Raw genomic sequence first — 25,679 nt, 5'->3', positions numbered from 1 at the left:
TCTACAAAGTGGGTGGTTTTATAGTAAGTTCGGATAGAAAATCGATGACTAACTTTCATGTGGTACAAGGATCTGTGTCTGCCAAAGTTAAGTTAAGTAATCGGACCTGACTTATGGAGACTAAAAAGGTCAAGTTAACCAAGGATTAAATTACCAATAGAAAAATATAGAAAAAAACATAGCTAAACCTTAATATATAAGTCTAATTCAAAAAACTTATAAAAAGGAGGACTTAGCTATACTAAGCAATCAAGGATATATTACAACAGAATTAGAAAAAATACTATATGAAGTTTTGTCCATGACAACCAAGAAATGTTTAGGGATTTAAAATCAAATGGCTTTAATATGGAAGGTACCTAGACAAAATATATTGTGTATTTTAAAAAGAAAGAAGAACGCTATTGATATTGCTCTTATTTATCTAAAAAAAGAATAAGGTTATGAAGTTTTTATCTACTTCATAACCTTATTTAATGTTAGATTTATCTTTATACAATTTAACTATTTTTTGCTTTTTCCATAAAATCATTTGCATTTACTATATATCTTGTATGAGAGCCCTTTCCTATAGTACCTTTATCATCACTGGCTTCTACCTCAAAGAACAATTTCTTTCTATCTACTTTTACAAGAGTAGCTTTACATTTTATATTTGCGCCAACTGGAGATGACTTAATATGTTCAATATTCATATCAATACCTACTGTAGTATATCCCTCTGGAAGTTCATCTCTTACTGAACTGTTAGCTGCCTTTTCCATAAGAGCAATCATAGCTGGCGTTCCATAAACTTCTAAATCTCCTCCCAATTTTGCTGCTGTATCGTTTTCAGTAACCTTTGATTCTTTAATAATTGAAATTCCCTCTTTTAAATTAAATTCCATTTAACATCATTTCTCCTCTCGATAATTATCATAATATGATTAAATGTTTAATCTTTTCATAATTTGTATTATCTTAATTATATCATGTATGAACTGTCACTTCAAATATAAATAATATGCATTCTAATCTTTTTTTATTTATCTTAAAAAAGAATAAGGTTACGAAGTTTTATCTACTTCATAACCTTATTTGATGTTAGACTTATTTTTATGTAATTTAACTATTTTTTATTTTTCCCATAAAATCATCTGCATTTACTATATATCTTATATGAGAGCCCTTTCCTATAATACCTTTATCATCACTAGCTTCTACATCAAAGAACAATTTTTTTCTATCTACTTTTATAAGAATAGCTTTACATTTTATATTTGCACCAACTGGAGATGACTTAATATGTTGAACATTCATATCAATACCTACTGTAGTATATCCCTCTGGAAGTTCATCTATTACCGAACTCTTAGCTGCATTTTCCATAAGAGTAATCATAGCCGGTGTTGCATAAACTTCTAAATCCCCTGATCCCATTTTTATTGCTGTCTCATTTTGAGTAACCTTTGATTCTTTAATAATTGAAGTTCCCTCTTTTAAATTAAATTCCATTTAACATCATTTCTCCTCTCCATAACTATCATCATATGATTAAATATTTAATCTTTTCATAATTTCAGATAATTAAATCACCTATTCCTTCTTATTTTACTATTACTCATGTAATTTTTTATTAGTTTAATATATATATTATATACTATATAACTATATTTTTGTCCAGTTTACTGAAAACTTTTTATCTAGAACCTCGCATAAAAACAGGAGTTTAAAACTAACTTCATAAACCGGGTCTTGTTTTTCAGATTTGATATTTTTTAATACCTAAATTTAAAATCCTCGATTTCGAGTGTTTTTATAGTTATAGATAAAAGCATTATTACATTGTTTTTAATTTAAGTGGATAATTTGCATAGTATTGTATAAACTAACTCTGTGAAAATACTATACTAAGGAGGTATTTTAATGGGAAAAGATAGCCAACCAGATAATAAAATAGCAAGAATGGAAAAATGTAATTATCAAACTCCAATAACTGAAGAAGGACATAACCATAATCCTAATGCAAAACATAAGTCTATAAAGAATGAGGGCTTTAAAAGTCGACATTTCAACAGATTCGGTAATTAAATATTTGAATGCAAAATGTAACCAAGCGAAGATCCACTTGGTTACATTTTGCATTCAAATATTATCTTTTTCCAATCTATAATTTCATTTGAATCCATTAGTTAAAGCAGACTTAGAAATAGAATATTGACATTGATTTGAGTGGAAGTTTATTATATTATAGGTAATATAATAAATAATGATAAAGAAAAGGGGTATTATATGTATCCAAAAGATTTTAATTATAAAATGCCTGCTGAATGGACTACTCATGAGCGTACGTTCATTTCATGGCCAGTTAAAGAATCTATGTGTCATCCAGAAAATCATGAAAGTGTATGCCTTGGGTATGCTGCATTTATTCGAGCAATTGCTGAATTTGAACCAGTTTCAGTCATTGTAAACCCAAAGGAATTAATACAAGTGCAAAAGCTTTTTCAATCATCTAATATAGAATGTCTTCCTATTGATCATAATGATGCATGGTTTCGAGATAATGGTCCAACATTTCTAATAGATGAAAAAGGAAATTTAGCAGGAGTGAATTGGCACTTTAATGCATGGGGATGTAAATATGCGCCCTGGGATTTAGATGATAAAGTAGCTCCTAAAATCCTAGAGCACTTTAATGTCAAGAAATTTGATGCACCTCTTGTTATGGAGGGAGGTTCTATTCATGTAGATGGAGAAGGAACTCTAATTACTACGGAAGAATGCTTATTAAATCCTAATAGAAATCCAAAACTTACTAGAGAACAAATCGAAAATTACTTAAAGCAATACTTAAATATAGAAAAAGTTATTTGGCTTAAAAATGGTTTATATTGTGATGAAACTGATGGTCATGTGGATAATATTGCTTGTTTTGCAGCACCAGGTAAAATAATTATGCAGACTTGTGATGATCCAGAGGATGAAAACTACAAAATCACTTTGGAAAATCTTGAAATACTAAAAGGTGTAACAGATGCAAAAGGAAGAAAGTTTGAAATTATTCCTATTTGTCAACCTCCAAAATATGAGTATGAAGGTGAAAGGTTAACTTTAAGCTATTTAAACTTCTACTTTGTAAATGATGGTATTATTTTACCTACTTTTGGTGGCAATGCTGATGCAACTGATAAAATGGCTGAAAAAGTATTAAGTGAAGCTTTTCCTAATAGAAAAGTTAGAACAGTAGATGGAATGGCTGTTATTAAAGAGGGTGGAAATGTGCATTGCACTACTCAACAAATGCCAATTTCTAAAAATGCTAAAACATTATCATAAATAAGATGAGGTGATAAACATGAGAAAAGTTAAAGTTGCAGCTACACAAATGAGCTGTTCTAATAATATTGATGAAAATATTTCTAAGGCAGAAAATCTTGTACGCGAAGCTGCAAAACAAGGCGCTCAAATCATTCTGCTTCAAGAGCTGTTTGAAACACCATATTTTTGCCAAAAGGAAAAATCTGATTATTATGTATATGCTACAGAATTAGAACAAAATAAAGCAATCAATCATTTTAAGGAAATTGCTAAAGAACTTAAGGTTGTACTTCCAATAAGTTTTTATGAAAAGAAAAATTATGCAAGATATAACGCATTAGCAGTAATTGATGCTACTGGAGAAATACTTGGAACATATAGAAAGAGTCATATTCCTGATGGTCCAGGCTATGAAGAAAAATTCTACTTTAATCCAGGAGATACAGGCTTTAAAGTATGGAATACCCGCTATGGTAAAATTGGTATAGGTGTCTGCTGGGATCAATGGTATCCAGAAGCAGCTAGATGCATGACTTTAATGGGAGCTGAAATACTCTTTTATCCAACAGCTATTGGATCAGAACCTGAGGATCAATCCATAGACTCTAAAGATCACTGGCAGACTTGCATGCTCGGGCATGCTGCCGCTAATTTAATACCTGTGATTGCATCTAATCGTATCGGTGTTGAGGAAGATGACAGCTCTAAAATAACATTTTACGGTTCTTCCTTTATTGCAGGACCACAAGGAAATAAGATTGCGGAAGCTAACCGTACAGAAGAAACCGTACTCGTAGCTGAATTTGACCTAGATCAGCTAGAAACACAACGTATCGAATGGGGAATATTTAGAGATCGCCGTCCTGATTTATACAAGATTATTACATCTTATGATGGGGACTTGATCATTAAATAAAAATAAAGCAAGCTAGAATTTAACTAGTTTGCTTTATTTATTTTAAACTTTAGCATTGAAATTATTCCCCAAAACTTGTATCTAATTTCACTGTTCAAAGTCCTTTAATACAGTATTATAAAAACATGTATACTCTTCATTAGAATTATTTCTACCTAGATTTAATACCTCTCCCTGTTATTATATTTTCGTTTCTGTCTATCTTAAATGTCTTTAAATTATCTCAATATTTATATTGATTTCTGATATATTTATAGAAATTAATCCCTTGACCACTTGGTCTATTTCAATAGCACCTAAATCAATCGATAATAATACTCTTGAAAAAAGAAAATATTGTAAATATTTTACAATAGAGTTATAATTTATTAATAAATTCTATTATGTTGCATTATATATGCATCAAAGGAGAGTGGCTATATGCTAATAGTAAATAGATTAATGTGCTTATTAAGTTTTTTATTTCTATTTAATACTTATAATATAAGCACATTAACACCATTTCAAGCTTTAGCAACAGAAGTTGTAGAAGATAACAATATAGAAATTGTACATAAAGATAACCTTAAATTAATTGAAAATCCAATTGAACTGCAAGACGAAAAATTCAAACAAAAAGAAATAGAAATGCAAAATGAAGAAAAAAAGAATGAACCTGAATTAAAAGAGTTTATACTCACTTTTTATACGTCTCTTGAATCTGAAAATAGCAGTGCCGGTGCAGTTACTTGTCAAAACAAACCACTATCACCAGGTGGTGTAGCTAATAACGTGATCCCTCAAAACACTAAAATAAATTTAGAAAGTTATGGTCAAGTTATTGTTAATGATAAAGGCTCTGATAAATATTTTGGTGTAGACAATAGATTAGATGTCTATATAGAAAGAGAACCTGGTGAAAGTGATAGAGAATACTCACGTAGAGTAAACAGCTATGGGGTACAGAAGGTTCAGGGTTATATAGTTAAAATATAATTTCACATAAATCATACTATTTCTTTCCTATGTACATTAGATTCACTTTCCATATTCATACTTTCAGCAAAGTTATCTTAAAATCTTTGTAGCAAGTTTATATTTATAACATCATGAATTTTTGTTTACTTATAGGCTTACCTTTCCTCCATATTTTATTAGTATATTTTCAATAAATTTATCTTGACACAGATACAGTGGAGTATGCCCTGCATTATTTTTTGAATTTATATCAAAATCAAGAGATATAAGAACTTTTAAAAAATCTTCGAAAGTTTCTGTATTACAATTCAAATAATCATCATGCAAGAGAGTATTGTTGTACTTATCAGTATGTTTGATATCTGCTCCATATTTTATAAGAAGGTTCAAAAGTTCTACAGAATAACTGAAATTGCAGTAAAAGACAGGAGTTTTACCTGATATATTTTCAGCATTTACTTTAGTTCCTCTATCTAATAAAAGTTCAGCAACATCAATTTTAGGTTTTATTCTTGCACATATTCTGTGCATTGGTGTTTCTTTTAAATAGCTTTGGTGACTGTTGATGTCTGCACCGTTATTGATTAAAATTTCTACTACTTTAAAATAATTGTTTTCACAATTATCTATAGCGAAATGAAGCAAACTCTTACCATCATATTCTGCATTAACATCGCCTTCATTTTCTATGAAAATTTTAAGTTCATCCAAATTCCCCTCTTCTATTATTCTTGAAATAGATTTTGGTCTTGAACCAAACAAAATATCATAAATCTTCATTATAATTGCCTCCTAATAATGTGTCACGTTTTTAATTTTGTGATTTAATCATCACAATATACTCTTATTATAGCATTTTTAATAAATACCGTATTCTTCAATTTTAAAAAAATCAAATGATAGACTACTTAGCAGGCAATCTTATATAAGATATATTAGAAATCTTGATTGTAAGTACAAGCCTCCCCCGACCTCATAGACCTCTGATATACCGTAAAAATTAAAATGATTAGTTACTTAATTTTATAACTAGTCATTCAATAGTTTTCTGAAATTTTTATTTACAGTTATTACCTTAGCTAAAATTTAGTAGTAATTTCTACTATATGTATATTTTTTTCTTCATTATCTAATACTTTATACTGTATTTCAACTTGAAACTGATCGGGAAAACTTACATCTATATATTGATAGTCCTCTTTTTCTTTTTTATTACCGTTACTCTCTATTAATCCCATGCTTATTGCCATTGGATCTTTTATAAAGTGCAATTCATATAAACATTCTTCAATATGAAGTAATTCCTTTCTAGAAAATTTCACAACATTGCTTAAGTCATTAAACTCAAAGGTGAATTTATTGAAGAATTTGCTCCAACTTTCAAAGATTTCATTTCTTTTTTCTTCTTCTTTTTTATGTACTTCTTCTTTTTTTTCATTATAAGCCTTTATTAAATTCTCTGCTTCCATTTTAATTTGTTGAACTTCACTATCAATCTTTTTTATAGTTTTTTCTTCGCTTGCTATTATCAGATTATTATCTGCTATTAGTTGATTTTTATATATATACTCTATATTATTATCAGAAATTTTATTATTAATATCAATTGTATTAAATTTAACTACTTTGAATTTTTCCATTAATAAATCTAATTCTTCTACTAATACTGCAGTTTCTAATTGCCCCTTAATTTCTTTTAATTCATCTTCTTGTAATTTTTTTACTGCTTCTAACTTATTATCCATTTTCTCTAAATATATTATATCTTCTTCTGCTTGATTTTTATCTTTAATTGCATTATTTAATAAACGATTTTCTTTTTGTAAATTGTTTTCTACTGTATTTATTTTATCTTTGTATAATTCTATTTTACTTTTAAATTTCAATAATTCTTCTTGTGATTTTTTTAACTCTTCTTCTCTTTTTGTTATTTCATCTTCTTTTTCATTTTCTATAAAGCTTGGAAGTATTTCTTCCTTTGGTGTAAATCTACCTCCATAAGCTTTTACTGATAACATTATAAGTCTTGCAAAATGCTGTCTATCTATTTTTTTCCAAGTATTCATTAATGTTAATTTTTCAACATCTACCGACTGTGTAAATTCTTTCTTTTGTTCTTCATCCATATTATTTAAAATTTCTTCTATATTCTCGGTTGTCTCTTGTAAATCAATGAAGGGTTGCTCATTTAAATATTCTTTAGCTTTTCCACTAAGTTTTTCGCAGTATTTCAAATAAATATTATCAGCTTTCTGACATGGAGTCGAGTTTTTATAAAGTTTATATAATTTAGCAGCTTCTTCTATTATTTCTATTGATATTTCATCTTCTGTTGAATCTTCTATATCATTTTTAGATTTCTCAATAAGAATATTTAATAATCTTTCATCTAGGTCTGCTCTTGTATAATTTTTTAATTCATCTTTCTTTTCATCAACCAAAGTCCATATTTCTTTTACTTCAGGCTCTTCTATCATACTATTTTTCCCAATTTTATTCCCTAAAAAGTTAATTATACTTATAGTCTTCTTCTTAGCCTTTTGTACAATTGGCTTTGATATATTAGTTATGTTCATAGTTTCAAGTAATGCAATTTGTTCAATCATATCCTTGTCCGAAATTTTTCTAAGTCCATCAAAAATATTAGGCATGTCTATCTCCTTTATATATTAATTATACTTTTTGAAAATCACTTATTTACTCTGTATTTTTTTATATTTACCAAGTATATTATCTAAAATGAACTACTTATCATTATACTAGTATATTTTACCACAGATAGTTATATATATGAACATTATTGTTCATAGGACTATACGATATTATTAAGAATTTCTAAAAAATAACATAAAGTAAAAGGCTAGTTACTCAATTTTGTAACTAGCCATTTAAGTATAGTATCATATTCTTCTGAAATTTATAATATCTTTTTTCTACCATGATTTAAGCTTGAAATTTGTTTTAAACCCGCACTAATAAATATTATCACAATAATCCATGCAGTTATTGTAAGTATTACTTGAACAAATGGAAGTTCACTATTAATACTTATAGGCATATCCCAAATTGCATGTAATCCAATTGTAATAATAAAATATTTAAGAAATCTAATATCCATAATATGTTTCATTTTTAATTTGTTATCTTCCTTTACCATTACTAATGCTGCTCCAGACATAGCTGCCCAAACAATATGACCTCCAAAGGCTAAAACTCCTCTAGTATATATTATTCTCATCATTATTGGAATTTGTAATCCATAAGCAAATTCATATCCAGCTGTTTCAAATACTGCAAATCCTGCTCCAACTGCTGCTCCGAGTAGGAGTCCATTTAAAATATATTTTCGAGTACTTCCTCTTAGAAAATATGCAACTACAACAAACTTTGCTGATTCTTCAATAATAGCTATCATAATTGCACCGTGATAATCCACTTCTCCTACAACAACTATACGACTTAATATCATTGTTAAAAGTAAAGATGACACACCTCCAAAAAAGAATATTTTAATTACATCAAAAATGTTAATATTTCTCGGCGCATTTAATTCCCAGAAAAAAACAAGTAATGAAAATGGAACTGCTAAAGCACCTATAAATATAATTCCTGGATATGCTAAAATATTTTCAAAAATTCTTAACAAGCCTACCAATCCAAGAAAAGTCATTGCAAATAAGAAAAATACTCTTGAGTATAACCAAGGCTTAGGCCATTTCGAACAAATATCTCCCTCTTTTGGCGCTGTTTTTGCTGTTCCACAAATAAAAGTATTCTCTCTTTCTTCTAAAGTATGTTTCTTAAATACATTAATTATTAAATCTGTTAATCTTAAATCTACTTGCCCACTTCCATCAGCCATTATATTTACTGTGTTTGTGAATGCACCAGATTCACTCTTAGTTTGTTCTTCCCTTTTAGCATAATTTTGATTATCAGAAAGATTAAAACCGCACGTACTACAAAACTTGGAATTGTTCAAAACTTTTTCTCTACAATTTGGACAATACTTTATATTTTCCTCCATATCTTAACCCTCCTTATTTTTCTATCCAACTATTTTTCCCCGATTTTCTTTTTGTAATTCAAGTTTTCTATTTGCTAATCCAAGTTCTCCCTAATGATAAAATGCAACTTTTTTATTATCTACTTGGATTTGGTTATTTAAATCCCACTCATATAATCAAGGATATTATAAAAGGCAGTAATTTATTTTTATAAAATTACTGCTCAAAACTACATTTTATTCCCTTCTTAAAGATTCTACTGGATCTAATTTAGCTGCTTTATTAGCTGGTAATAATCCAGCTAATGTACTTATAACAATACTTACACCTACCCCAAGTATTCCATAAAAATTCTTTATTAAAACTAAGCTTACATCAAACAATTTATTTGACATAATATTTATGCCTTTCGATATAAAATATGCACCTACAAGCCCTATGGTACCACTGAAAAGTCCTATTAAAAATGCTTCAGAAACAAAAATTCTACGTATATCTTTTTTCCGGGCACCAATAGCTTTAATTATTCCTATTTCTTTCGTTCTCTCTACAACACTAATATACATAACAACTATTATCATAATTGCTGATACTACTAAAGATATTGCTGCAATCCCTGATAATACATATGTTAAAATATCTATCATTTGATTAAACATAGATGTCATTTGTTCTTGAGAAGATTCTGAATAACCAAGTTCTTTAACTTTTTCCTTAATTCTAGTTGTATACTTGCTACTAGTTGTATTAACATAAACTACATTTGGCTTTAATTTATAATTATTATCTGAATAAAATTTTTCTAAATCTGAATAATTCAAAAAAACAGATTTCATTGCTGCAGTCAAATCTCCACCTGTTGTAGTATAAATGCCACTTACAATAAAATCTTTATTTAAAACTTTTTGATTTACCAGAATGTGTAGATTGACTTTTTGACTAATAATACCTTCTCCTAACTTATCACTTAAAGCTTTATTAATTAATATTTCTCCCTCTTTAGGCAAAGCTCCTTTTTCAACATTGGAATTTGTTATATTTGATGATATAGTTGAAATTTTCATTAAATTACTACCTTTACCGTTATAAACTAGTGTATTAACGCCCAAAGAAATTATAGTATATCCCTTTTCTACAGAAGATACATTTTCTATTTTAGATAAAGTATCAATATCACTTTCTTCAAATGGCTTAGTGGAATTAACATCTGGTTTTTGTATGGTTGTAACATCCAAATTAATATTTTCATCTTCTTGACTAGGCATATTAACTTCTATCACTAAAGGATTAACATAACTATTCATAGTTTTATTAAAATAAGTTTTAACTCCATTCCCTAAAGATAACATTAAGATAACACTCATTATTCCTATACTACTACCTATAGAAACAAGTATATTACGAGGAAGTTTTTCCTTCATGTTAACAAGTGCTAACTTTATAGATGATATGATATTTAAATTTTGTTTTTGTTTATTAATATCAACTTGTTTCTCATAAATATTTGAATTATCTAATTTTAGGACTTCTTTATTATCAATGATTTCACCATCTGCTATTTTAACTATTCTACTTGAGGCAGATGCTACTTTTTCAGAATGAGTAACCATAATTACAAGTTTCCCTCTTTTAGCAATATCCTTCATTATTTCTAAAACTTGAATTGTAGTTTTTGAATCTAAGCTACCTGTTGGTTCATCAGCAATAATTATTTCTGGATAATTAATTAAAGCTCTAGCTATAGCAACTCTTTGTTTTTGGCCTCCTGATAATTGATTTGGTTTTTTATTAATATGCTTTTCTAATCCAAGATCAGTTAATATTTCTTTTGCACGTTTTATCCTTTCCTTTTTTCGAACATTTGATAAAGTCATAGCAATTGTTACATTATCTAAAACAGATAAATGTCCTATTAAATTAAAGCTTTGAAAAATAAACCCTACTTCATTTTTCCTATATTTATCAAGTTCTTTTTTTCTCAATTTCTTAATTTCTTTTCCATTTACAAATAATTCACCTGAATAATTAGAATCTAATCCTCCAATTAAATTCATTAATGTAGACTTTCCACTTCCAGATTCACCTATAATTGACACTAATTCCCCCTTATTGAAAGACAGATTAATATTATCTAGTACATGAAATTCTTCATTATCTTTTAATTTATAGTACTTATTAATATTTTTTAATTCTAATAAACTCATTAATCATAAACTCCTCCACCAAACTTTAGTGTTCATTTAGTTAATATTATATCCATAAATAAATTATTTACTAAAAAAAAGAGAGCATTGCTCTCTAAACTGATATAAACTTTATTTATTGAATTTTTATATTTTCACTTTTTTTAAGTGTATATCTTTTATACATTTTATAATAAAAGATATAAAAAAATGCTAATCCTATTAAAGCTCCTCCAAAATCTACTAGAACATCACTAGCTAAAGAAGTTCTTCCTGGTACAAAAGATTGATGAAATTCATCAGTTACAGCATAAAACAAACAAATAAATAATATATAGACTATTGCATCCTTTCCTTTTTTATTATAAACAAAGAATATACTACTTACTAAAAATGCTAATACCATATACATAAATCCATGGGCATTCTTTCTAACTATATAATCTAGTTTGTTTTCTTTTACTTGCTGTACCTTAATAGTGTCTTTATTCCCCTGCAACTTTTCGGTTGTTTTATCTTTAGCTTTAGTTTGCAATTTTTCTTGAGTATTCTCAATTAAATTAACTACTTGGCTACTTTCATTATGTGAAATTTGTCCATTATTGCTTGACATGTAAAATATGAATCCCATCCAAAATAAGCACAAAAATATTATAAGTTTCTTCAATTAGTCACCTCTTCCCCTATTACATATTTTATATATGATAACTACTAAATCCCCTCAATAATTTTAGATGATAACTTTATTTTCTAAAAGTTATTTTTTTAAGTAGTTTATATTCTTTTGTTACATATAATCCTATAGAATAAGTTATAGTTCCAACGAGTAATTTAAATATTGCACTCAACAATACATTATTTATGATTATTTTATTTATTAATATGTATCCACTAATCATTAAAGCTCCAATAATCAGTATATTTTTTAATTCTAATAAAAAGGAACTAAACTTCTTTTCAAATATTTGAGTGATTAATACATAAAAGCATTGAATAAAGTTCAGTATAAATGCTATAACTAATCCTAATGCTAATATACTTAAATTTTTACTCATTACTCCAATAACTATAGCTGTTACAGTAAAACATGCTGATACTATTCCTGTGTAAAACAATTTATTAACATATCCTGTAGCTTGAAATATTGATCCTATACTTGATAATACCATTTGCATTACTATTGATATTGAAAGTATTCTAAAAACAGGTATTGACTTATCCCAATTTGGGCCATACATTATATGTATTATTTCGTCTGCCGAGAAAAAACAATATACAGATATAAAAATACCTACATACGCAAGAACTTTCACAACCTTTATATATGTTTCATAAATTATATCTTTTTGGTTTTGGTATTCAGATAATACCGGATGCAATACAGGTGTTATTACATTAGTTAAATTTTGTACTGGATAAAGCATAAGTTTATAAGATTTATCATAATATCCTAATGTTGATGCACCTAGAAATTTACCTACTAATATATTATCTAGATTTCTAGTAAAATAATTTATAAAATTAAATAGGAACTGAAAACTCGAATAATTTTGTATCTTTTTTATAGAATTATATGAATAACCTTTCCTTATTTTTATTTTACATGTTTTAAAGCATAGTATAAAAATAAATAAACTTTTTAATATTGAATCAAATATTAATGAATAATAGGCAAAACCATTAAAAGCAAGAGATATTGTAAAAATACCAACTACTACATTTACAATAATATTTATTATCCCAACTTGTTTAAATTTTTGTGCTTTATATAATATAGCATTTGGCACTATGTTACATATTGAAAATAATACAGAAAAAGATAATAATTCTCCTAACTTTATATATATCTTATCGTTATAGAAAAAAGCTATAAAGTAAGAAAAAAAGTAAAATCCAATTGCTATAATCATAGCTCCAATTATTGAAAATTTAAATATATCTGATAATTCTTTTTCATCCAAAGACTTATTTTGTATTATAGCTGGACCAATTCCCATATCCCCTAACATATTAAAAAATGATATAAATACAGTTATTACCGCAATTATACCAAAATCTTCTGGTAATAATAATCTAGCTAATACTGAGCTTATAATTAATTGAGCAAATATATTACTGTATTTAGCTATAAATGTAATCATTATTCCATTTTTTAAATTTGAATATTTTTTCATCGTTCCTCCCATAAGTTATAAATATCTGTGGTTTTTCTATAATTATTTCAAAATCAATAAGATGCAAAGAGCTCAATTGGTTATAGATATTATATCTATAGTTTTTCTATAATTTCAGTCCATTGTTTAATAATATTATCTACATTAAAATCTTGTGCTCTTTTTATGGATTGTAAAGATATACTTTTTCTTTTTTCATCATCTTCTATTAATTTTATAATTTTATTAGCCAATTCAGTAACATTATGATTTTTTACTAAAATTCCATTTATGTTAGGTTTGTTTATTATTTCTTTTGGACCTGAATTATCAAAAGCTACTACTGGTAAGCCGCATTCCATTGCTTCTGTAATAGCTAAACCAAAGCCTTCCCATCTAGAAGTTGAAACGAAAATTGACGACTCTAAATAATGTTTCTTAACATTATCAGATTGACCAATTAAGATAACATTATCTTGTAAATTATACTTGTTTATATTATTTATAAGCTTTTCTCTATCTGGTCCATCACCAACTATATCTAAAATCCAATCTTCTTTTGCTTTATGTACTATATTAAATGCCTCAATAAGAAAATCTAATCCTTTTTGTTGTTCCATTAACCTCCCAACAAATATAATATTTTTTTCATTACAAGTAGATTTTATATGTGATTCAAAACTCAAAGGATTGTATATTACTTCACAGTCTATACCAAGTCTTTCTTTATATTTGGCTTTATCATCATTTGTTAAGACTATATATTTATTAAGTTTTGGTATATATTTTTTAAATAATTCATCTTGTTTCCAGTAATATTTATCTTTATTATTTAGGTAAGCATCATAAGAATTATGCTGCCATCCTATGGTTTTAGCATTTAATTTATCATTTATTATTCCAAGCAATAAACTATAATAACCTTCAACGCCTATAACAACATCATAATTTTGCGTATTAAAATAATCTATAAATCTATTTTGAATTTCATTAGGATAATATATATATGTTGATATATCATTCATATTTAAATTATTAAAAACTCCAGTTGATAAATTTACTTTTTGAAAAACCTTACAAATAACTTTATTAGTAAATTTTTTATTTAATAATTGTGAATTAATGTTTATATTAACATCAAAATTTAAATCATACATGTCTCTGTTAATTTCAAAATCATTATTTGTACATATTATATCTACTTTATTGTTTTTACTTAGCTCACTAGCCAAAACAGATAATACTCTTTGAACTCCTCCTAAATTAAAAATTGTAGTTGTTATAAAGCATATTTTCATATTTTCACCTTATTTCTAAGTTGGATTAATTAAATTATATGAATACTATTCTTTTAAATTAGAACATATATTAAATACTAATTCTTATAAATGTTCACATTATTATCAATTCATTATCTATTTTTTATTTTCTTCAACATTGGATATAAACCACAATTCCATAAAAACAATTTAATTTTATCATCTTTGGATATTTCATTTAAAAATAGAAAATCTTTATTTTTTATACTTAATTCACTATATTTACTTTCTTTAAAACTTTTTAAGTTATTGTATTCATTAGAATTAGTATAATGAGCAATAAAATGTGATAACACTTTAATTTTAAAAATACTTAAGCTCTTCTTATTTACTTTTATATTTTTATCTTTTATATAATTAATAATACTGCTCATAGCAAAATAATAATCTTCTGCCAATTTAGCATTCTTCTTATGAACAGTTGATGTTGCCCTTTGTCTGTAATAATATAATGGTTTATCTATAAAAGCTATCCCTTTGCTTTTATAGATTGCCTTAAAAACTGGAAAAACATCTTGAATGTATCTATTAGGTTCAAATTTAAATTTAATTTGTTTCAATAATTCAGTTTTAAAGAATTTATTCCATAACTGTCCTTGTAATTCATAATTTAACATAAAATCTATAACATCATAATTGTTATAGATTTCTCTTGAATCAACATTATATTTTTCAATATAATTTCTATTATCTTTGTCATTGTAATATACATAATATTCACTTATTACAATATCTACATGATCTTTTTTTGCTCTATTATACATATTTTCAAGCATATCTAATTCTAAAAAATCATCCGGATCAATATATATTGTGTATTCTCCCTTTATATAATCAAATGCTGTATTTCTTGCAACAGATACACCTTGATTTTTTTGATACAATATAATAACGTTTTCAAATTTATCTTCATATTCTTTAACAATATTCATTGTGTTATCACTTGAACCATCATCAACAATTATTATTTGTAAATCCTTATAAGTTTGCATTAAAATACTATCTAAACATTCCTTAATATATTCTCCAACATTATAGACTGGAATAATAATACTTATCATATATTAATTCTCCTTAAGGCACTAAATTATTCTCATGTTAAATTATTATATAAATTATTACGATTCTTAATTATCATTACCATTTTTAATTATTACTATTATTCATATATAAATCTTCTAGTTTTTTTGATATTCCTTTAGCACTAAATCCTGAGCTCATAATTTCTTTAGATGTATTCACGCGAGTATATCCATCTTTATATTTTAAAATTATATTTGCCCATTCTTCTGCAGATTTATTTAATGAAACTGATGTCCAGTAATCAGTTATTTTTATTTCATTGCTTATAGCATCGGAAGCCACAGCCATTAGCCCGCTTGCTTGAACTTCTATTCCAACCACAGGTAAACCTTCATAGTGTGATGGAAGAACAAATACATCAGCTGCTTGTAATATATTATGAATTTCATCACAAAGGCCATAAAATATTACCTTATCCTCTAGATTTAGCAATCTAACTTTTTCTATGATTTTTTCTTTTAATTCTCCATCTCCGATTAATAGTAAAACTGAGTTACTATATTGTTTATTAACTGAATTAAAAATATCAATTAAAAAATCATGATTCTTTTGATAACTGAAACGTCCAACATGAGCTACAACAAATTTTTCTTCAACATTTAGCTTTTTTCTATACTTTTGCCTTACTTCTTCATTATAAATAAACTTTTTTTCATCAATACCATTATTTATTACTTTTACTCTGGAATTTCTTATATCTGACTTAGAATACATCCATTCTGCTGCATTAGTTGAACATGCAAATTCATAATCAACTATAAATTTCCAAAGGTGTTTTATAGCATTTTGCATCCCTAGATGTAGATAATATAGTTTCTTATCTTTACTCATTCTATCATTATGAGAATGCATTATTATTGTAGGTGTTTTACATAGCTTAAAAACAATTGCTTCAAAAAAACTTTTTACACGATCTCCATGTATATGTACTACATAATACTTTTTATCTTTTTGAAGCTTATATAAATCTATAAATGATTTTATTCTTTTAATACCATTATTTTTTTGCAAACATATTATTTGCCCGCCCATTTTTTCAGCACTTTTATCATAAAATTCAGTATCTCTTTCATTTCTGTACACTACATAGTCAAACTTGACTTTATCTAGGTGCATGTTTTTATTTATGTTTAATATGAATGCTTGAATTCCTCCAGCTCCTAATGAATCTACAATTTGAAGTACCCTTAAAGTTTTATTCCTCATAACAATCTTTCCTTTATAAATATCAATAAATTAATTTGCATTTTAAGATATTATTCACATTTTTTTTGATAATTATGACCTATAAAATTATTTCCTAAATATCCAGCAATTACAGCAAAGCTAAAGCAACCAGTTACATCAGTAAATATAGCTTCTGCTGTAGATGCTATTAAAATATAAAGTAATATTAAAAAAGCTGAAAATTGTGTTTTTTTATTATGATGGTATCTGTTTTGTAATGATTTAAATATGTTTAATATGATTAACAAAAATATAACTAATCCTAAAAATCCAAATTGGCCATATACATAAGGCCAAAAAGTATCACCAATATATGAATGCGCAGTTTCTTCCAAACCAGTAACTACATTTATTCCATATTCATAATATATTGGTGAATAATATTGCCCTGATATTTCCGAAGCAAAGGTTCCAAAACCACTTCCAAAGGGAAAATATCTACGAGCTAACATATAACCTACAATAAATAATGCCGGACGAGCTGCTGTAAGATAATATGATGCATACTCCATTATTTTGCTATAAGTCGCAAAAATACCTATAACAGCAAGTATTAATATGTACCTTATTTTTATAGATTTAGTATATTTCATTACTATTTTCATAAAAATATATCCTAGTACAAATACAAATGCTTTATTTCTTAATGTAAAAAGCAATATAACTATAGCTTCAAATATAATAAAAATATCAAACTTCTTTCTTCTATCACTCAAAATTACACATAAAAATATAACAATTGATGACACCAGATATGTTGGATGCTGATATAAAAATTTATAACTTCTTATTCCATATCGTACATCCATTGACATTCCTACATTATAAATTACATTAATAATTAGAAATACAAATATTATTGTTAAGTATATTCTTGATCTTTTAGCTACTTTTTTTAATAATAAATCTTTATCTATATTATTTGATACAATTAATGTGCATATATAACAAACTACAAACTTGCTTATAGCTAAAATATCCTTATATATTGCAATCTTTGCAGGTTGAATATGATGTAGAAGATTACCTATTGCCCCCACAAATAATAAAATAAAAAATAATACTGCTGTCTTTACTTCACTAGAATACAATGCTATATGATTGTTTCTATTTAATATGTAAAATAATGATAGGATAATTAACATAAATGTAAATAATTCATCAATATAATTTACTTGTGGAATATATACAATTAAGCAATTTTGAAAAATGAAGATATCAAATATTACATTTAAGATAAAAAGCATCTGTTACTCCCTTCTGAAATTACTAAAAGCCTCATTTCAAGATTCAATATAAAACATTTACTAATCTAGTTTAACCATAAAATTAAGTTTATATATATTTATCTTTATAAGCTTTTAATAAATTTACTTGGAACTCCACCATATACACCTTTTGATATTATGTTTTTAGTTACAACAGAATTTGCAGCGACAACTACTTTATCACATATTTTTATGCCACGTGTAATAGTACAATTGCATCCAATCCAAATGTTATTACCTATATTTATTTCTTCAGTGTTATATCCTTGAGATGTTATTGGAAGATCATTAATAGCATAACGGTGATCATGATCAAAAATTCCCACATTAGGTCCAAATAAGCAATTTGATCCAATGGATATTTTTTTTAAAGATACTATTTTATTATTGGTATTAAAAAATGTATTATCTCCTACATAAATGCTTCCTTCTATACATTCAAAGCTACAATAATCATCAATATAAACATTATTTCCAAAAGATAGTATATTTCCTTTATTTATCTTTATTCTTACTCCTTTTCCTATATAAAGTGATTTTATTCCACTAAATTTAAATTTTAGTTTACTTTTGTATATAATTTTTAATATGGCAATTCTTATTAACGCCTTCGCATACTTAATACTTTTTTCTATCATCGTCTCAATTTCACCTAACTTAAGAATTCTTTGTATATTTTAAAATGTGATTTAAAATATATTTCATTATTGAATTTATTATTGAAGGTTTCTATACAATGACTTTTCATGTTAGCATATTTTTCTTTATCTTCATATAATTCAAGTATTTTTTCTTTGAATGCCTCAACATCTTTAGTTTCTACTAAATATCCATTATATCCATTTTCTATTTCTTCATTAGTTCCATCAATATTAGTTGCTATAACTGGAACTCCTTGTGAAAATGCTTCTAATGGAGTTAAAGGCAAGCCTTCTATATACGAACATAAAAGTAATAAATCTATATATTTTAAGTACTCTATTATATTATCTTTTGAACCTAATAAATATATACAATTTTCTAAATTTTCTTTTTTAATAATTTCTTTGATATTATTTAATTCTGGTCCGTCACCTAATAATACGAATTTTATTTTTTCATTATCTAAAACAGTTTTTTTAGCAACTTCAATAAAATCATAAACTCCTTTATAATCTACTATCCTACTGACTTGAGCTACTACAAAGTATCCTTTTTCTTTTAAATTTAAAAGCCTGTTATCTACTATCTTGTTATTACAACAAGTTTCTATTGTATTATATATAGTAGTTATATTCTTTTCTTCTAAATTAGCCTTTTCAATTAATATTCTTTTTGCTGTTTCACTTACAGTTATTGTTTGAATATTTTTTAAAGCTAGATTAGTTAATTTAAACTTATCTTCAATACATAAGTGTTGAGTATGTATAACCTTGACTTCAGTAAATTTTGATATTGCTTTAACCAATAATGTTGTCATTCTATGATGACTATGAATTATATCTATATCTTCTCTTTTCACTATTTTATATATAGTTATCAAATTCTTTAATATCTTCAACGGATTTTTAGAGTCTGTATTTATTATATTATAATGTTTAATATTTAATTTTTTTAATTCTTGAGTTAATTCTCCACCCTTACTAGCAACTATAATTTTATTGCTATTATTAAATACTTTGGAAAGTTGAACAATGCATTTTTCAACTCCACCGAGTCCCATACCTCTATTAATGTATAATATGTTCATTATTCACCTCATTAAAAATCAATATTTATAAAAAATCATTAAACTAAGAATAAATTCTTAGTTTAATGATTCTTCTATAATGTTACATTATTTTACTAATTACTTTATCAAATTTTCTAATGAATTCATTTTTACTAGAACTATAAGTATTGCATTTTTTAGAAAGTTCTTTATAATTACTTATTGCATTTTCTAAATCTTCAATATCATATACTCCTATAATCTTTGAATTCTTTTCTAATCTTTTAGTAAAAAGTATTTGATGATCATCAACATGTTCATGAAATTCAGGATTTCTTGGTACCACAATTGGAACCTTATTATATTGAAGGGGATGAAATATACTACCTGGACCTCCATGAGTTATGATTATATCACTCTTTCTCACATATTCATCCATTTCATCATACCCAATCATTTTTTTGACCCCATAATTTTTAGGCACATAATTGCAGTATCCAATTTGTGCAAATACCTCTTCCTTAATATGCCCACTTTCAATTAATTTATCCAATTGGATAAATAATCTGTCCATTCCTTGTTCGTGTGTTCCTACTGTTACAAATATCAAAATAATCCCTCCAACACTTGTCCTTTTGGATAAAATTTCTTTTGTTCTTCCCATTGTAATATAAACAAATCACTTATTGGATAAACTACCTTCCCCGTTATAGTTGGCTTCTCAATTCTATCGTATACTTCAATATAAACAACCTTTGCACCTAATAATTTCCCTATGTAAAAAAACGGAATTGCAGGTGCTGCACCAGTACTAACAATTAAATCTGGCTTTTCTTTTAGTAGTATTTTTATTGATAAAAAAGTGTTTTTAATTAAATTCTTTATATTTCTATTGGTAGGAAAGTAGCACCAATATTTTTTTTCATCTTTAAGAATAGATTTTGAATCTTCCTTTTCAAAAGTTACCCAGAATCTTTCCTTGTATTTCCACCACTCTTTTAATTGAATTAAATGAGTTAAGTGGCCACCACTTGACGTTATAAAACATACCTTCATAATATTCTCCTCCTTAGACACATGAAAGAAAATAATAGACAAGCACACTAGTCTATTATTTTTTTGATTGTGCCTTATAACCCTTTAAATACTTATTATATTGCCATTTCCGTTTTTACTTTGCTTGCAACAGTTTCTTCTAAATTTAATACAGCTTTTCTTCCAATTGAATAATAATCTACTTGTCTTTCTTTAGCGTCTTTTACTTTATAGCAATTTCTTCCATCAAAAATAATTGGAGTGTACATCAACTCTTCATATTCCCTTAAATCTAAAGATTTAATTTCATTCCATTCTGTAAATATAAATGCCATATCTGCATCTTTTAAAGTTTCCTCTGGAGTATTTACATATGTTATTTCATTTGGGTATAACTTCTTGAAGTTATCAATTCCTACTGGATCGTATGCAACTATTTCTACACCTTCATCTAGTAATCTTCTTACATTTGGTATTGATGGAGCTTCTCTTAAGTCATCTGTTCCTGGTTTAAACGTTAATCCAAGTACAGCTACTTTTAATCCTTTTAAGCTTCCAAATTTATTTTTAGCTTGTCTAAATAATTTATATTTTTGATTTTCATTTACTTCAATTGTTGCTTTTATTGTTTTTAATTCATATCCATTATCATTCGCAAGCCAATGAAGTGCTTTAGTATCTTTAGGGAAGCATGATCCACCATATCCAATTCCTGCATTTAAGAATTTATCTCCTATTCTTGGATCAAAGCTCATTCCTTTAGCTACATCTTCAATATCTGCTCCAACCATTTCACAGAAATTTGCTATTTCATTCATAAATGATATCTTAAGAGCTAAGAAATCATTTGAAGCATACTTAACCATCTCTGCACTTCTTCTATTAGTAACAACTATTGGTTGATTATATCCTTCATATAATTCTCTTAAAAGGTCTTCTGCTTTTTTAGATTCAACTCCAATTACGATTCTCTTAGCATATAAAGTATCAACAACAGCTGTACCTTGAGCTAAGAATTCTGGGTTTGAAGCTACTTCTATATGAATATCATTTTTAACATTTTCTTTTAAAAATTCTTCAATTCTGTCATTAGTACCTATTGGAACTGTTGATTTAACTACTACTAAACAATCTTTTTCAACATTATCTGCAATTTGTTTACATACCTTAAATACATAATCTAAGTTAGCTGATCCATCTTCTCTTTCTGGAGTACCAACCCCTATAAATATTAAATCAGCATCTTTATAAGCATTTTTATAATCTATTGTAAAATCTAATCTTCCTTCATCATGATTTCTTTTAAGTAATTCATCTAAACCTGGTTCATATATAGGTGAGATTCCTTGTTTCATCATTTCAACTTTGTTTTTATCTATATCAACACAAGTTACATTATGTCCTATTTCTGAAAGACATGTACCTGTAACTAATCCTACATATCCTGTTCCTGCAACTACTATTTTCATATTTACCTCCATATATTTTAATACTCAATTATCAATGCACAAATTTTGCAAAGCAAAATTAATGAATGATTACGGATATTTTGCTTTATAAAATTTAAACTTGTTATGTGCGTAGCACCTAACAAGTTTAAAATTCCCTAATGGAAAAGTGAGAGTCCAAATTTCATATTTGGTTATTCGAACTTTCTCTTTGAGCTTTTCTCCTTGATCATTCATTTTTCATCATTAATCAAAGTGCTTAGCACTTTTTTATCTTGCATGCTTGTCTCCAAACAATACAAAAAATGTTTTGAATATTAACTTAATATCAACTAAAATACTTCGTTCTCTTACATATTTGATGTCTAATTTCATCCAATCTTCAAAATCAATATCATTTCTTCCTAATACTTGCCAGTAACATGTAAGCCCTGGCCTTACTTCTAATCTTTTCATCATCCACTTATCAAATTTTTCTACTTCTTTTGGAAGTGATGGTCTTGGTCCAACTAAACTCATATCACCTTTTAAAACATTAAATAATTGTGGAAGTTCGTCTATGCTTGTCTTTCTTATAACCTTACCAAATTTAGTAACTCTCGGATCATCTTTCATCTTAAACATTGGTCCACTCATCTCATTTTTACTATATAATTTTTCTTTTAATTCTTCTGAATTGATAACCATGGACCTAAACTTATACATTTTAAATTTACACCCATCTTTTCCAATTCTCTCCTGAGAGAAAAATACAGGTCCTTTTGATTCCAATTTAATTAGAATTCCAACAAGCAAAAATATTGGAGCCAAAATTATTAATCCAATTAAAGAACAAACTATGTCCTTAGTTCTTTTAAAAAAGTAGTACTCAACACTAGGTTCTGTTCTATTTTGTAAGATACCTTCCCCCTTATTAATTCCTAGTTGCTGCATTTTATCACCGCCCTATGTAATTAATTTTTAACCATATGTTTTGCTTTTTTGTGTTCAATATTATATTAAATTAGATAGTAACAATTTTAATTATTGTTGCATTTAGATAAGCTTAACAGATAATATATTATGTTTTTCAACACTTCATACTAGATATATTACAATGAAGTTATACTAATTTTCAACGCACAATTAACGCTATATTAAGCAATATAAAGAATAGTTGCTAATATAGCGTTTTATGACAAATATTTAATTAATCTTCTTTTTTATGGTATCTGTCTAGCAGATGAGCTTCCCCCTCATCTATTTCATTCAGGTGATAATCTTTTAGATAATTTTTTAGTGAAATTAAATTTTAAGAAATGAAAATATTGATTTTTTTATTTTAACTTTTTTTCCAATAAACTTCACTAGATCATTCTCTAATAATTTTTTAGAACTGTCTTCAAATATGTGTTCATTTATTTTTTTATTATTTTTACTTTTTTCATTTAGTATGTTTATTGCTTTTTGTAGTCCTGTATTTCTATTTTCTATATTATGTGCATCTGAGCCCATAAAATTATATATATTATTTTCCAAAAATAAATTAGCAGTCTTTTTAATGCCTTCTCCAAACTTTCCTTCTATGCTTCCTGCATTCATCTGGAATAGATATCCTTCCTCAATAAAATCATTAATAAGTGAATGTTGTTCTCTAAAGGGTTTATATCTTTCTGGATGAGCTATTATCGGAACAATATTTCTAACTTGTAGTTCATAAAGTGTTTCGAATATATTTTTATCAAATCTATGCATCGGAAATTCAATTAGCATATATCTTGAATCATTTATAGTTCCTATATTACCTTCCATAAAATTTTCAATTATATTTTCATTAAAATAAACTTCCTGTCCACTATAGATTTTTATATTAAGTCCTTCTTTATCTATAAGAGAATTAACTTCTTTTACTAGTAATTTAACTTCATTAATAGTAGCTTCTCCGTACTCTAATAAATAATGAGGAGTGGCAACTATTTCTTTAGTTCCATCCCTTTCTGCATTTCTTAACATTTCTAAAGTCATTTCCATATTCTTAGAACCATCATCAATGCCCGGCAATATATGCGAATGAATATCTATCATAAACTTCACCCTCTTTTCAATGCTCAATTCTTGAATTGCAATTAGAACTATTCAATTTACAATTAATGCACAATTAACAATTACGGATAAAATCTTCAGAGAAGATTTCTAATATATATTTTTTTGAAAAGCCTGAGGCTTTTCTTCCTTCATTGTCAATTGTGCGTTTCTAATTATCCTTATTTTCTTCATTTCCATAATAGTAATAGTATTTTCCTCTTGTGTTTTCTACTGCATGCAAAACAGTTCCTATTACGTTTGCTCCTACTTTATCTAAAAGATTCTTTGCTTCTATTACTACATCTCTCTTTGTTTTTGCTGCTCTTACAACTAAAATAGTCCCATCAACTTTTCTTGAAAGTATTTGAGCATCTGTAACTGCTTTAAGTGGTGCTGTATCTAATATTATTATGTCATATTCTTCTTTTAGTTTTTCTATCAATGTTGTCATAGCTGAAGATGCTAACATTTCTGATGGATTTGGTGGAATTTTTCCTGAGGTTAAAAAATAAAAATTATCATTACGCTTCTGTACTGCTTTTTCAAGGACAGCTTTTCCAAGCAAAACTTCTGAGACTCCAACTAAATTTGAAGTTTTAAAATTCTTATGTACTGATGGCTTTCTTAAATCACAATCAACTAAAATAACTTTTTTTTCACCTTGAGCAAATGATAAAGCAATATTTCCTGCAACCGTCGATTTTCCTTCTGCCATTTCTGCACTTGTAACAGCTATAGTTTTTATTTCTTTATCAAAGGAAGAATACTGTATATTAGTTCTTAAAGTTCTATAAGTTTCTGCAACTATTGATTTTGGTTTATCTTCCACTATAAAACCTGCATGAACTCTATTATCAAGCATTACTTTTTCTTTTTTATAGCTTCCTATTCTTTTTAATAATGACATACTTTCACACCTTTCTAATCTTTAAAGGAAACTCGACTCACATTCGTTCGCTGAGTAAGCGATTCACACAAAATCAATGATTTTGGTTCTCTGCTTAAAGGAAACTCGACTCACATTCGTTC

24 protein-coding genes are annotated in these 25,679 nt (G+C 26.8%); 4 read left to right on the top strand and 20 right to left on the bottom strand.

The annotated features are described in order from the left end of the window. Nucleotides 1–500 precede the first annotated feature (500 nt). Nucleotides 501–887 (bottom strand): thioesterase family protein, encoded by a 387-nt coding sequence (locus LLF98_RS09635; RefSeq protein ID WP_291703003.1) that lies wholly within the window; start codon nt 885–887, stop codon nt 501–503. Nucleotides 888–1,104: 217 nt separating this feature from the next. Next, nucleotides 1,105–1,494, bottom strand: a complete 390-nt coding sequence (locus LLF98_RS09630; RefSeq protein ID WP_291703002.1) for a thioesterase family protein — start codon at nt 1,492–1,494, stop codon at nt 1,105–1,107. A 411-nt stretch (nt 1,495–1,905) separates the two neighbouring features. Here LLF98_RS09630 and LLF98_RS09625 point away from each other — a divergent pair, with 411 nt between their 5' ends. The 4 genes from LLF98_RS09625 (at nt 1,906) to LLF98_RS09610 (ending at nt 5,191) form a co-directional block, all read left to right on the top strand. After that, on the top strand, nt 1,906–2,070 hold the full coding sequence (locus LLF98_RS09625) for a hypothetical protein (protein WP_291703001.1): 165 nt from the start codon (nt 1,906–1,908) through the stop codon (nt 2,068–2,070). Between the two features lie 201 nt (nt 2,071–2,271). Continuing rightward, complete coding sequence (locus LLF98_RS09620) at nt 2,272–3,318, top strand: agmatine/peptidylarginine deiminase (protein WP_291703000.1); 1,047 nt, start codon at nt 2,272–2,274, stop codon at nt 3,316–3,318. 19 nt (nt 3,319–3,337) lie between these two features. Beyond that, nucleotides 3,338–4,216, top strand: coding sequence for an N-carbamoylputrescine amidase (gene aguB / locus LLF98_RS09615; protein ID WP_291702999.1), 879 nt, complete (start codon nt 3,338–3,340; stop codon nt 4,214–4,216). A gap of 420 nt (nt 4,217–4,636) precedes the next feature. Beyond that, the gene (locus tag LLF98_RS09610; RefSeq protein WP_291702997.1) at nt 4,637–5,191 is read left to right on the top strand and encodes a 3D domain-containing protein; all 555 of its coding nucleotides are present in this window, start codon (nt 4,637–4,639) and stop codon (nt 5,189–5,191) included. Between the two features lie 129 nt (nt 5,192–5,320). Here LLF98_RS09610 and LLF98_RS09605 read toward each other — a convergent pair whose 3' ends face one another. From LLF98_RS09605 to LLF98_RS09520, 18 genes are all read right to left on the bottom strand, one after another. Further along, nucleotides 5,321–5,953, bottom strand: a complete 633-nt coding sequence (locus LLF98_RS09605) for an ankyrin repeat domain-containing protein (RefSeq protein WP_291702996.1) — start codon at nt 5,951–5,953, stop codon at nt 5,321–5,323. 299 nt (nt 5,954–6,252) lie between these two features. Further along, a complete protein-coding gene (locus LLF98_RS09600; RefSeq protein ID WP_291702994.1) occupies nt 6,253–7,824 on the bottom strand; it encodes a hypothetical protein in 1,572 nt (523 codons plus the stop codon). Between the two features lie 266 nt (nt 7,825–8,090). Next, nucleotides 8,091–9,200, bottom strand: coding sequence for a PrsW family intramembrane metalloprotease (locus LLF98_RS09595; RefSeq protein ID WP_291702992.1), 1,110 nt, complete (start codon nt 9,198–9,200; stop codon nt 8,091–8,093). A gap of 216 nt (nt 9,201–9,416) precedes the next feature. Then, the gene (locus LLF98_RS09590) at nt 9,417–11,384 is read right to left on the bottom strand and encodes an ABC transporter ATP-binding protein/permease (RefSeq protein ID WP_291702991.1); all 1,968 of its coding nucleotides are present in this window, start codon (nt 11,382–11,384) and stop codon (nt 9,417–9,419) included. Between the two features lie 115 nt (nt 11,385–11,499). Further along, nucleotides 11,500–12,030, bottom strand: a complete 531-nt coding sequence (locus tag LLF98_RS09585; protein WP_291702990.1) for a VanZ family protein — start codon at nt 12,028–12,030, stop codon at nt 11,500–11,502. 76 nt (nt 12,031–12,106) lie between these two features. Beyond that, on the bottom strand, nt 12,107–13,537 hold the full coding sequence (locus LLF98_RS09580; RefSeq protein WP_291702989.1) for a lipopolysaccharide biosynthesis protein: 1,431 nt from the start codon (nt 13,535–13,537) through the stop codon (nt 12,107–12,109). Between the two features lie 95 nt (nt 13,538–13,632). Then, nucleotides 13,633–14,814 (bottom strand): glycosyltransferase family 4 protein, encoded by a 1,182-nt coding sequence (locus LLF98_RS09575; protein ID WP_291702988.1) that lies wholly within the window; start codon nt 14,812–14,814, stop codon nt 13,633–13,635. Between the two features lie 113 nt (nt 14,815–14,927). Next, nucleotides 14,928–15,896, bottom strand: coding sequence for a glycosyltransferase (locus LLF98_RS09570; RefSeq protein WP_291702986.1), 969 nt, complete (start codon nt 15,894–15,896; stop codon nt 14,928–14,930). An 85-nt stretch (nt 15,897–15,981) separates the two neighbouring features. After that, nucleotides 15,982–17,124, bottom strand: a complete 1,143-nt coding sequence (locus LLF98_RS09565; RefSeq protein ID WP_291702985.1) for a glycosyltransferase family 1 protein — start codon at nt 17,122–17,124, stop codon at nt 15,982–15,984. Nucleotides 17,125–17,174: 50 nt separating this feature from the next. Then, nucleotides 17,175–18,392 carry a hypothetical protein gene (locus tag LLF98_RS09560; protein ID WP_291702983.1) on the bottom strand — a complete coding sequence of 406 codons (1,218 nt, stop codon included), beginning with the start codon at nt 18,390–18,392 and terminating at the stop codon, nt 17,175–17,177. 104 nt (nt 18,393–18,496) lie between these two features. Further along, nucleotides 18,497–19,051, bottom strand: coding sequence for an acyltransferase (locus tag LLF98_RS09555; protein ID WP_291702981.1), 555 nt, complete (start codon nt 19,049–19,051; stop codon nt 18,497–18,499). Between the two features lie 14 nt (nt 19,052–19,065). Next, the gene (locus LLF98_RS09550; protein ID WP_291702980.1) at nt 19,066–20,142 is read right to left on the bottom strand and encodes a glycosyltransferase; all 1,077 of its coding nucleotides are present in this window, start codon (nt 20,140–20,142) and stop codon (nt 19,066–19,068) included. Between the two features lie 82 nt (nt 20,143–20,224). Continuing rightward, a complete protein-coding gene (gene pssE / locus LLF98_RS09545) occupies nt 20,225–20,713 on the bottom strand; it encodes a PssE/Cps14G family polysaccharide biosynthesis glycosyltransferase (protein ID WP_291702979.1) in 489 nt (162 codons plus the stop codon). After that, nucleotides 20,710–21,159: a PssD/Cps14F family polysaccharide biosynthesis glycosyltransferase gene (gene pssD / locus LLF98_RS09540; protein ID WP_291702978.1), complete on the bottom strand. Its 450-nt coding sequence runs from the start codon at nt 21,157–21,159 to the stop codon at nt 20,710–20,712. Before pssD ends, pssE begins: the two co-directional genes overlap by 4 nt. A 95-nt stretch (nt 21,160–21,254) precedes the next feature. Further along, complete coding sequence (locus LLF98_RS09535; RefSeq protein ID WP_291702977.1) at nt 21,255–22,607, bottom strand: UDP-glucose/GDP-mannose dehydrogenase family protein; 1,353 nt, start codon at nt 22,605–22,607, stop codon at nt 21,255–21,257. Nucleotides 22,608–22,856: 249 nt separating this feature from the next. Continuing rightward, nucleotides 22,857–23,519 (bottom strand): sugar transferase, encoded by a 663-nt coding sequence (locus tag LLF98_RS09530; RefSeq protein ID WP_291702975.1) that lies wholly within the window; start codon nt 23,517–23,519, stop codon nt 22,857–22,859. Between the two features lie 351 nt (nt 23,520–23,870). Continuing rightward, nucleotides 23,871–24,650: a CpsB/CapC family capsule biosynthesis tyrosine phosphatase gene (locus LLF98_RS09525; protein WP_291702973.1), complete on the bottom strand. Its 780-nt coding sequence runs from the start codon at nt 24,648–24,650 to the stop codon at nt 23,871–23,873. A gap of 169 nt (nt 24,651–24,819) precedes the next feature. Continuing rightward, nucleotides 24,820–25,557, bottom strand: coding sequence for a CpsD/CapB family tyrosine-protein kinase (locus LLF98_RS09520; RefSeq protein WP_291702970.1), 738 nt, complete (start codon nt 25,555–25,557; stop codon nt 24,820–24,822). Nucleotides 25,558–25,679 lie beyond the last annotated feature (122 nt).

Source organism: Clostridium sp., assembly GCF_021372645.1.
In the GTDB taxonomy this organism is placed as follows: Bacteria; Bacillota; Clostridia; order Clostridiales; family Clostridiaceae; genus Clostridium.
Note: the sequence above shows the minus strand (reverse complement) of the source record. Positions and strands in the feature narration are given on the sequence as shown.

What these genes read in the sequence shown, in the direction of transcription:
- LLF98_RS09635 (WP_291703003.1), bottom strand. Translation starts at nt 887, where the DNA reads ATGGAATTTAATTTAAAAGAGGGAATTTCAATTATTAAAGAATCAAAG.
- LLF98_RS09630 (WP_291703002.1), bottom strand. Translation starts at nt 1,494, where the DNA reads ATGGAATTTAATTTAAAAGAGGGAACTTCAATTATTAAAGAATCAAAG.
- LLF98_RS09625 (WP_291703001.1), top strand. Translation starts at nt 1,906, where the DNA reads ATGGGAAAAGATAGCCAACCAGATAATAAAATAGCAAGAATGGAAAAA.
- LLF98_RS09620 (WP_291703000.1), top strand. Translation starts at nt 2,272, where the DNA reads ATGTATCCAAAAGATTTTAATTATAAAATGCCTGCTGAATGGACTACT.
- aguB (WP_291702999.1), top strand. Translation starts at nt 3,338, where the DNA reads ATGAGAAAAGTTAAAGTTGCAGCTACACAAATGAGCTGTTCTAATAAT.
- LLF98_RS09610 (WP_291702997.1), top strand. Translation starts at nt 4,637, where the DNA reads ATGCTAATAGTAAATAGATTAATGTGCTTATTAAGTTTTTTATTTCTA.
- LLF98_RS09605 (WP_291702996.1), bottom strand. Translation starts at nt 5,953, where the DNA reads ATGAAGATTTATGATATTTTGTTTGGTTCAAGACCAAAATCTATTTCA.
- LLF98_RS09600 (WP_291702994.1), bottom strand. Translation starts at nt 7,824, where the DNA reads ATGCCTAATATTTTTGATGGACTTAGAAAAATTTCGGACAAGGATATG.
- LLF98_RS09595 (WP_291702992.1), bottom strand. Translation starts at nt 9,200, where the DNA reads ATGGAGGAAAATATAAAGTATTGTCCAAATTGTAGAGAAAAAGTTTTG.
- LLF98_RS09590 (WP_291702991.1), bottom strand. Translation starts at nt 11,384, where the DNA reads ATGAGTTTATTAGAATTAAAAAATATTAATAAGTACTATAAATTAAAA.
- LLF98_RS09580 (WP_291702989.1), bottom strand. Translation starts at nt 13,537, where the DNA reads ATGAAAAAATATTCAAATTTAAAAAATGGAATAATGATTACATTTATA.
- LLF98_RS09575 (WP_291702988.1), bottom strand. Translation starts at nt 14,814, where the DNA reads ATGAAAATATGCTTTATAACAACTACAATTTTTAATTTAGGAGGAGTT.
- LLF98_RS09570 (WP_291702986.1), bottom strand. Translation starts at nt 15,896, where the DNA reads ATGATAAGTATTATTATTCCAGTCTATAATGTTGGAGAATATATTAAG.
- LLF98_RS09565 (WP_291702985.1), bottom strand. Translation starts at nt 17,124, where the DNA reads ATGAGGAATAAAACTTTAAGGGTACTTCAAATTGTAGATTCATTAGGA.
- LLF98_RS09560 (WP_291702983.1), bottom strand. Translation starts at nt 18,392, where the DNA reads ATGCTTTTTATCTTAAATGTAATATTTGATATCTTCATTTTTCAAAAT.
- LLF98_RS09555 (WP_291702981.1), bottom strand. Translation starts at nt 19,051, where the DNA reads ATGATAGAAAAAAGTATTAAGTATGCGAAGGCGTTAATAAGAATTGCC.
- LLF98_RS09550 (WP_291702980.1), bottom strand. Translation starts at nt 20,142, where the DNA reads ATGAACATATTATACATTAATAGAGGTATGGGACTCGGTGGAGTTGAA.
- pssD (WP_291702978.1), bottom strand. Translation starts at nt 21,159, where the DNA reads ATGAAGGTATGTTTTATAACGTCAAGTGGTGGCCACTTAACTCATTTA.
- LLF98_RS09535 (WP_291702977.1), bottom strand. Translation starts at nt 22,607, where the DNA reads ATGAAAATAGTAGTTGCAGGAACAGGATATGTAGGATTAGTTACAGGT.
- LLF98_RS09530 (WP_291702975.1), bottom strand. Translation starts at nt 23,519, where the DNA reads ATGCAGCAACTAGGAATTAATAAGGGGGAAGGTATCTTACAAAATAGA.
- LLF98_RS09525 (WP_291702973.1), bottom strand. Translation starts at nt 24,650, where the DNA reads ATGATAGATATTCATTCGCATATATTGCCGGGCATTGATGATGGTTCT.
- LLF98_RS09520 (WP_291702970.1), bottom strand. Translation starts at nt 25,557, where the DNA reads ATGTCATTATTAAAAAGAATAGGAAGCTATAAAAAAGAAAAAGTAATG.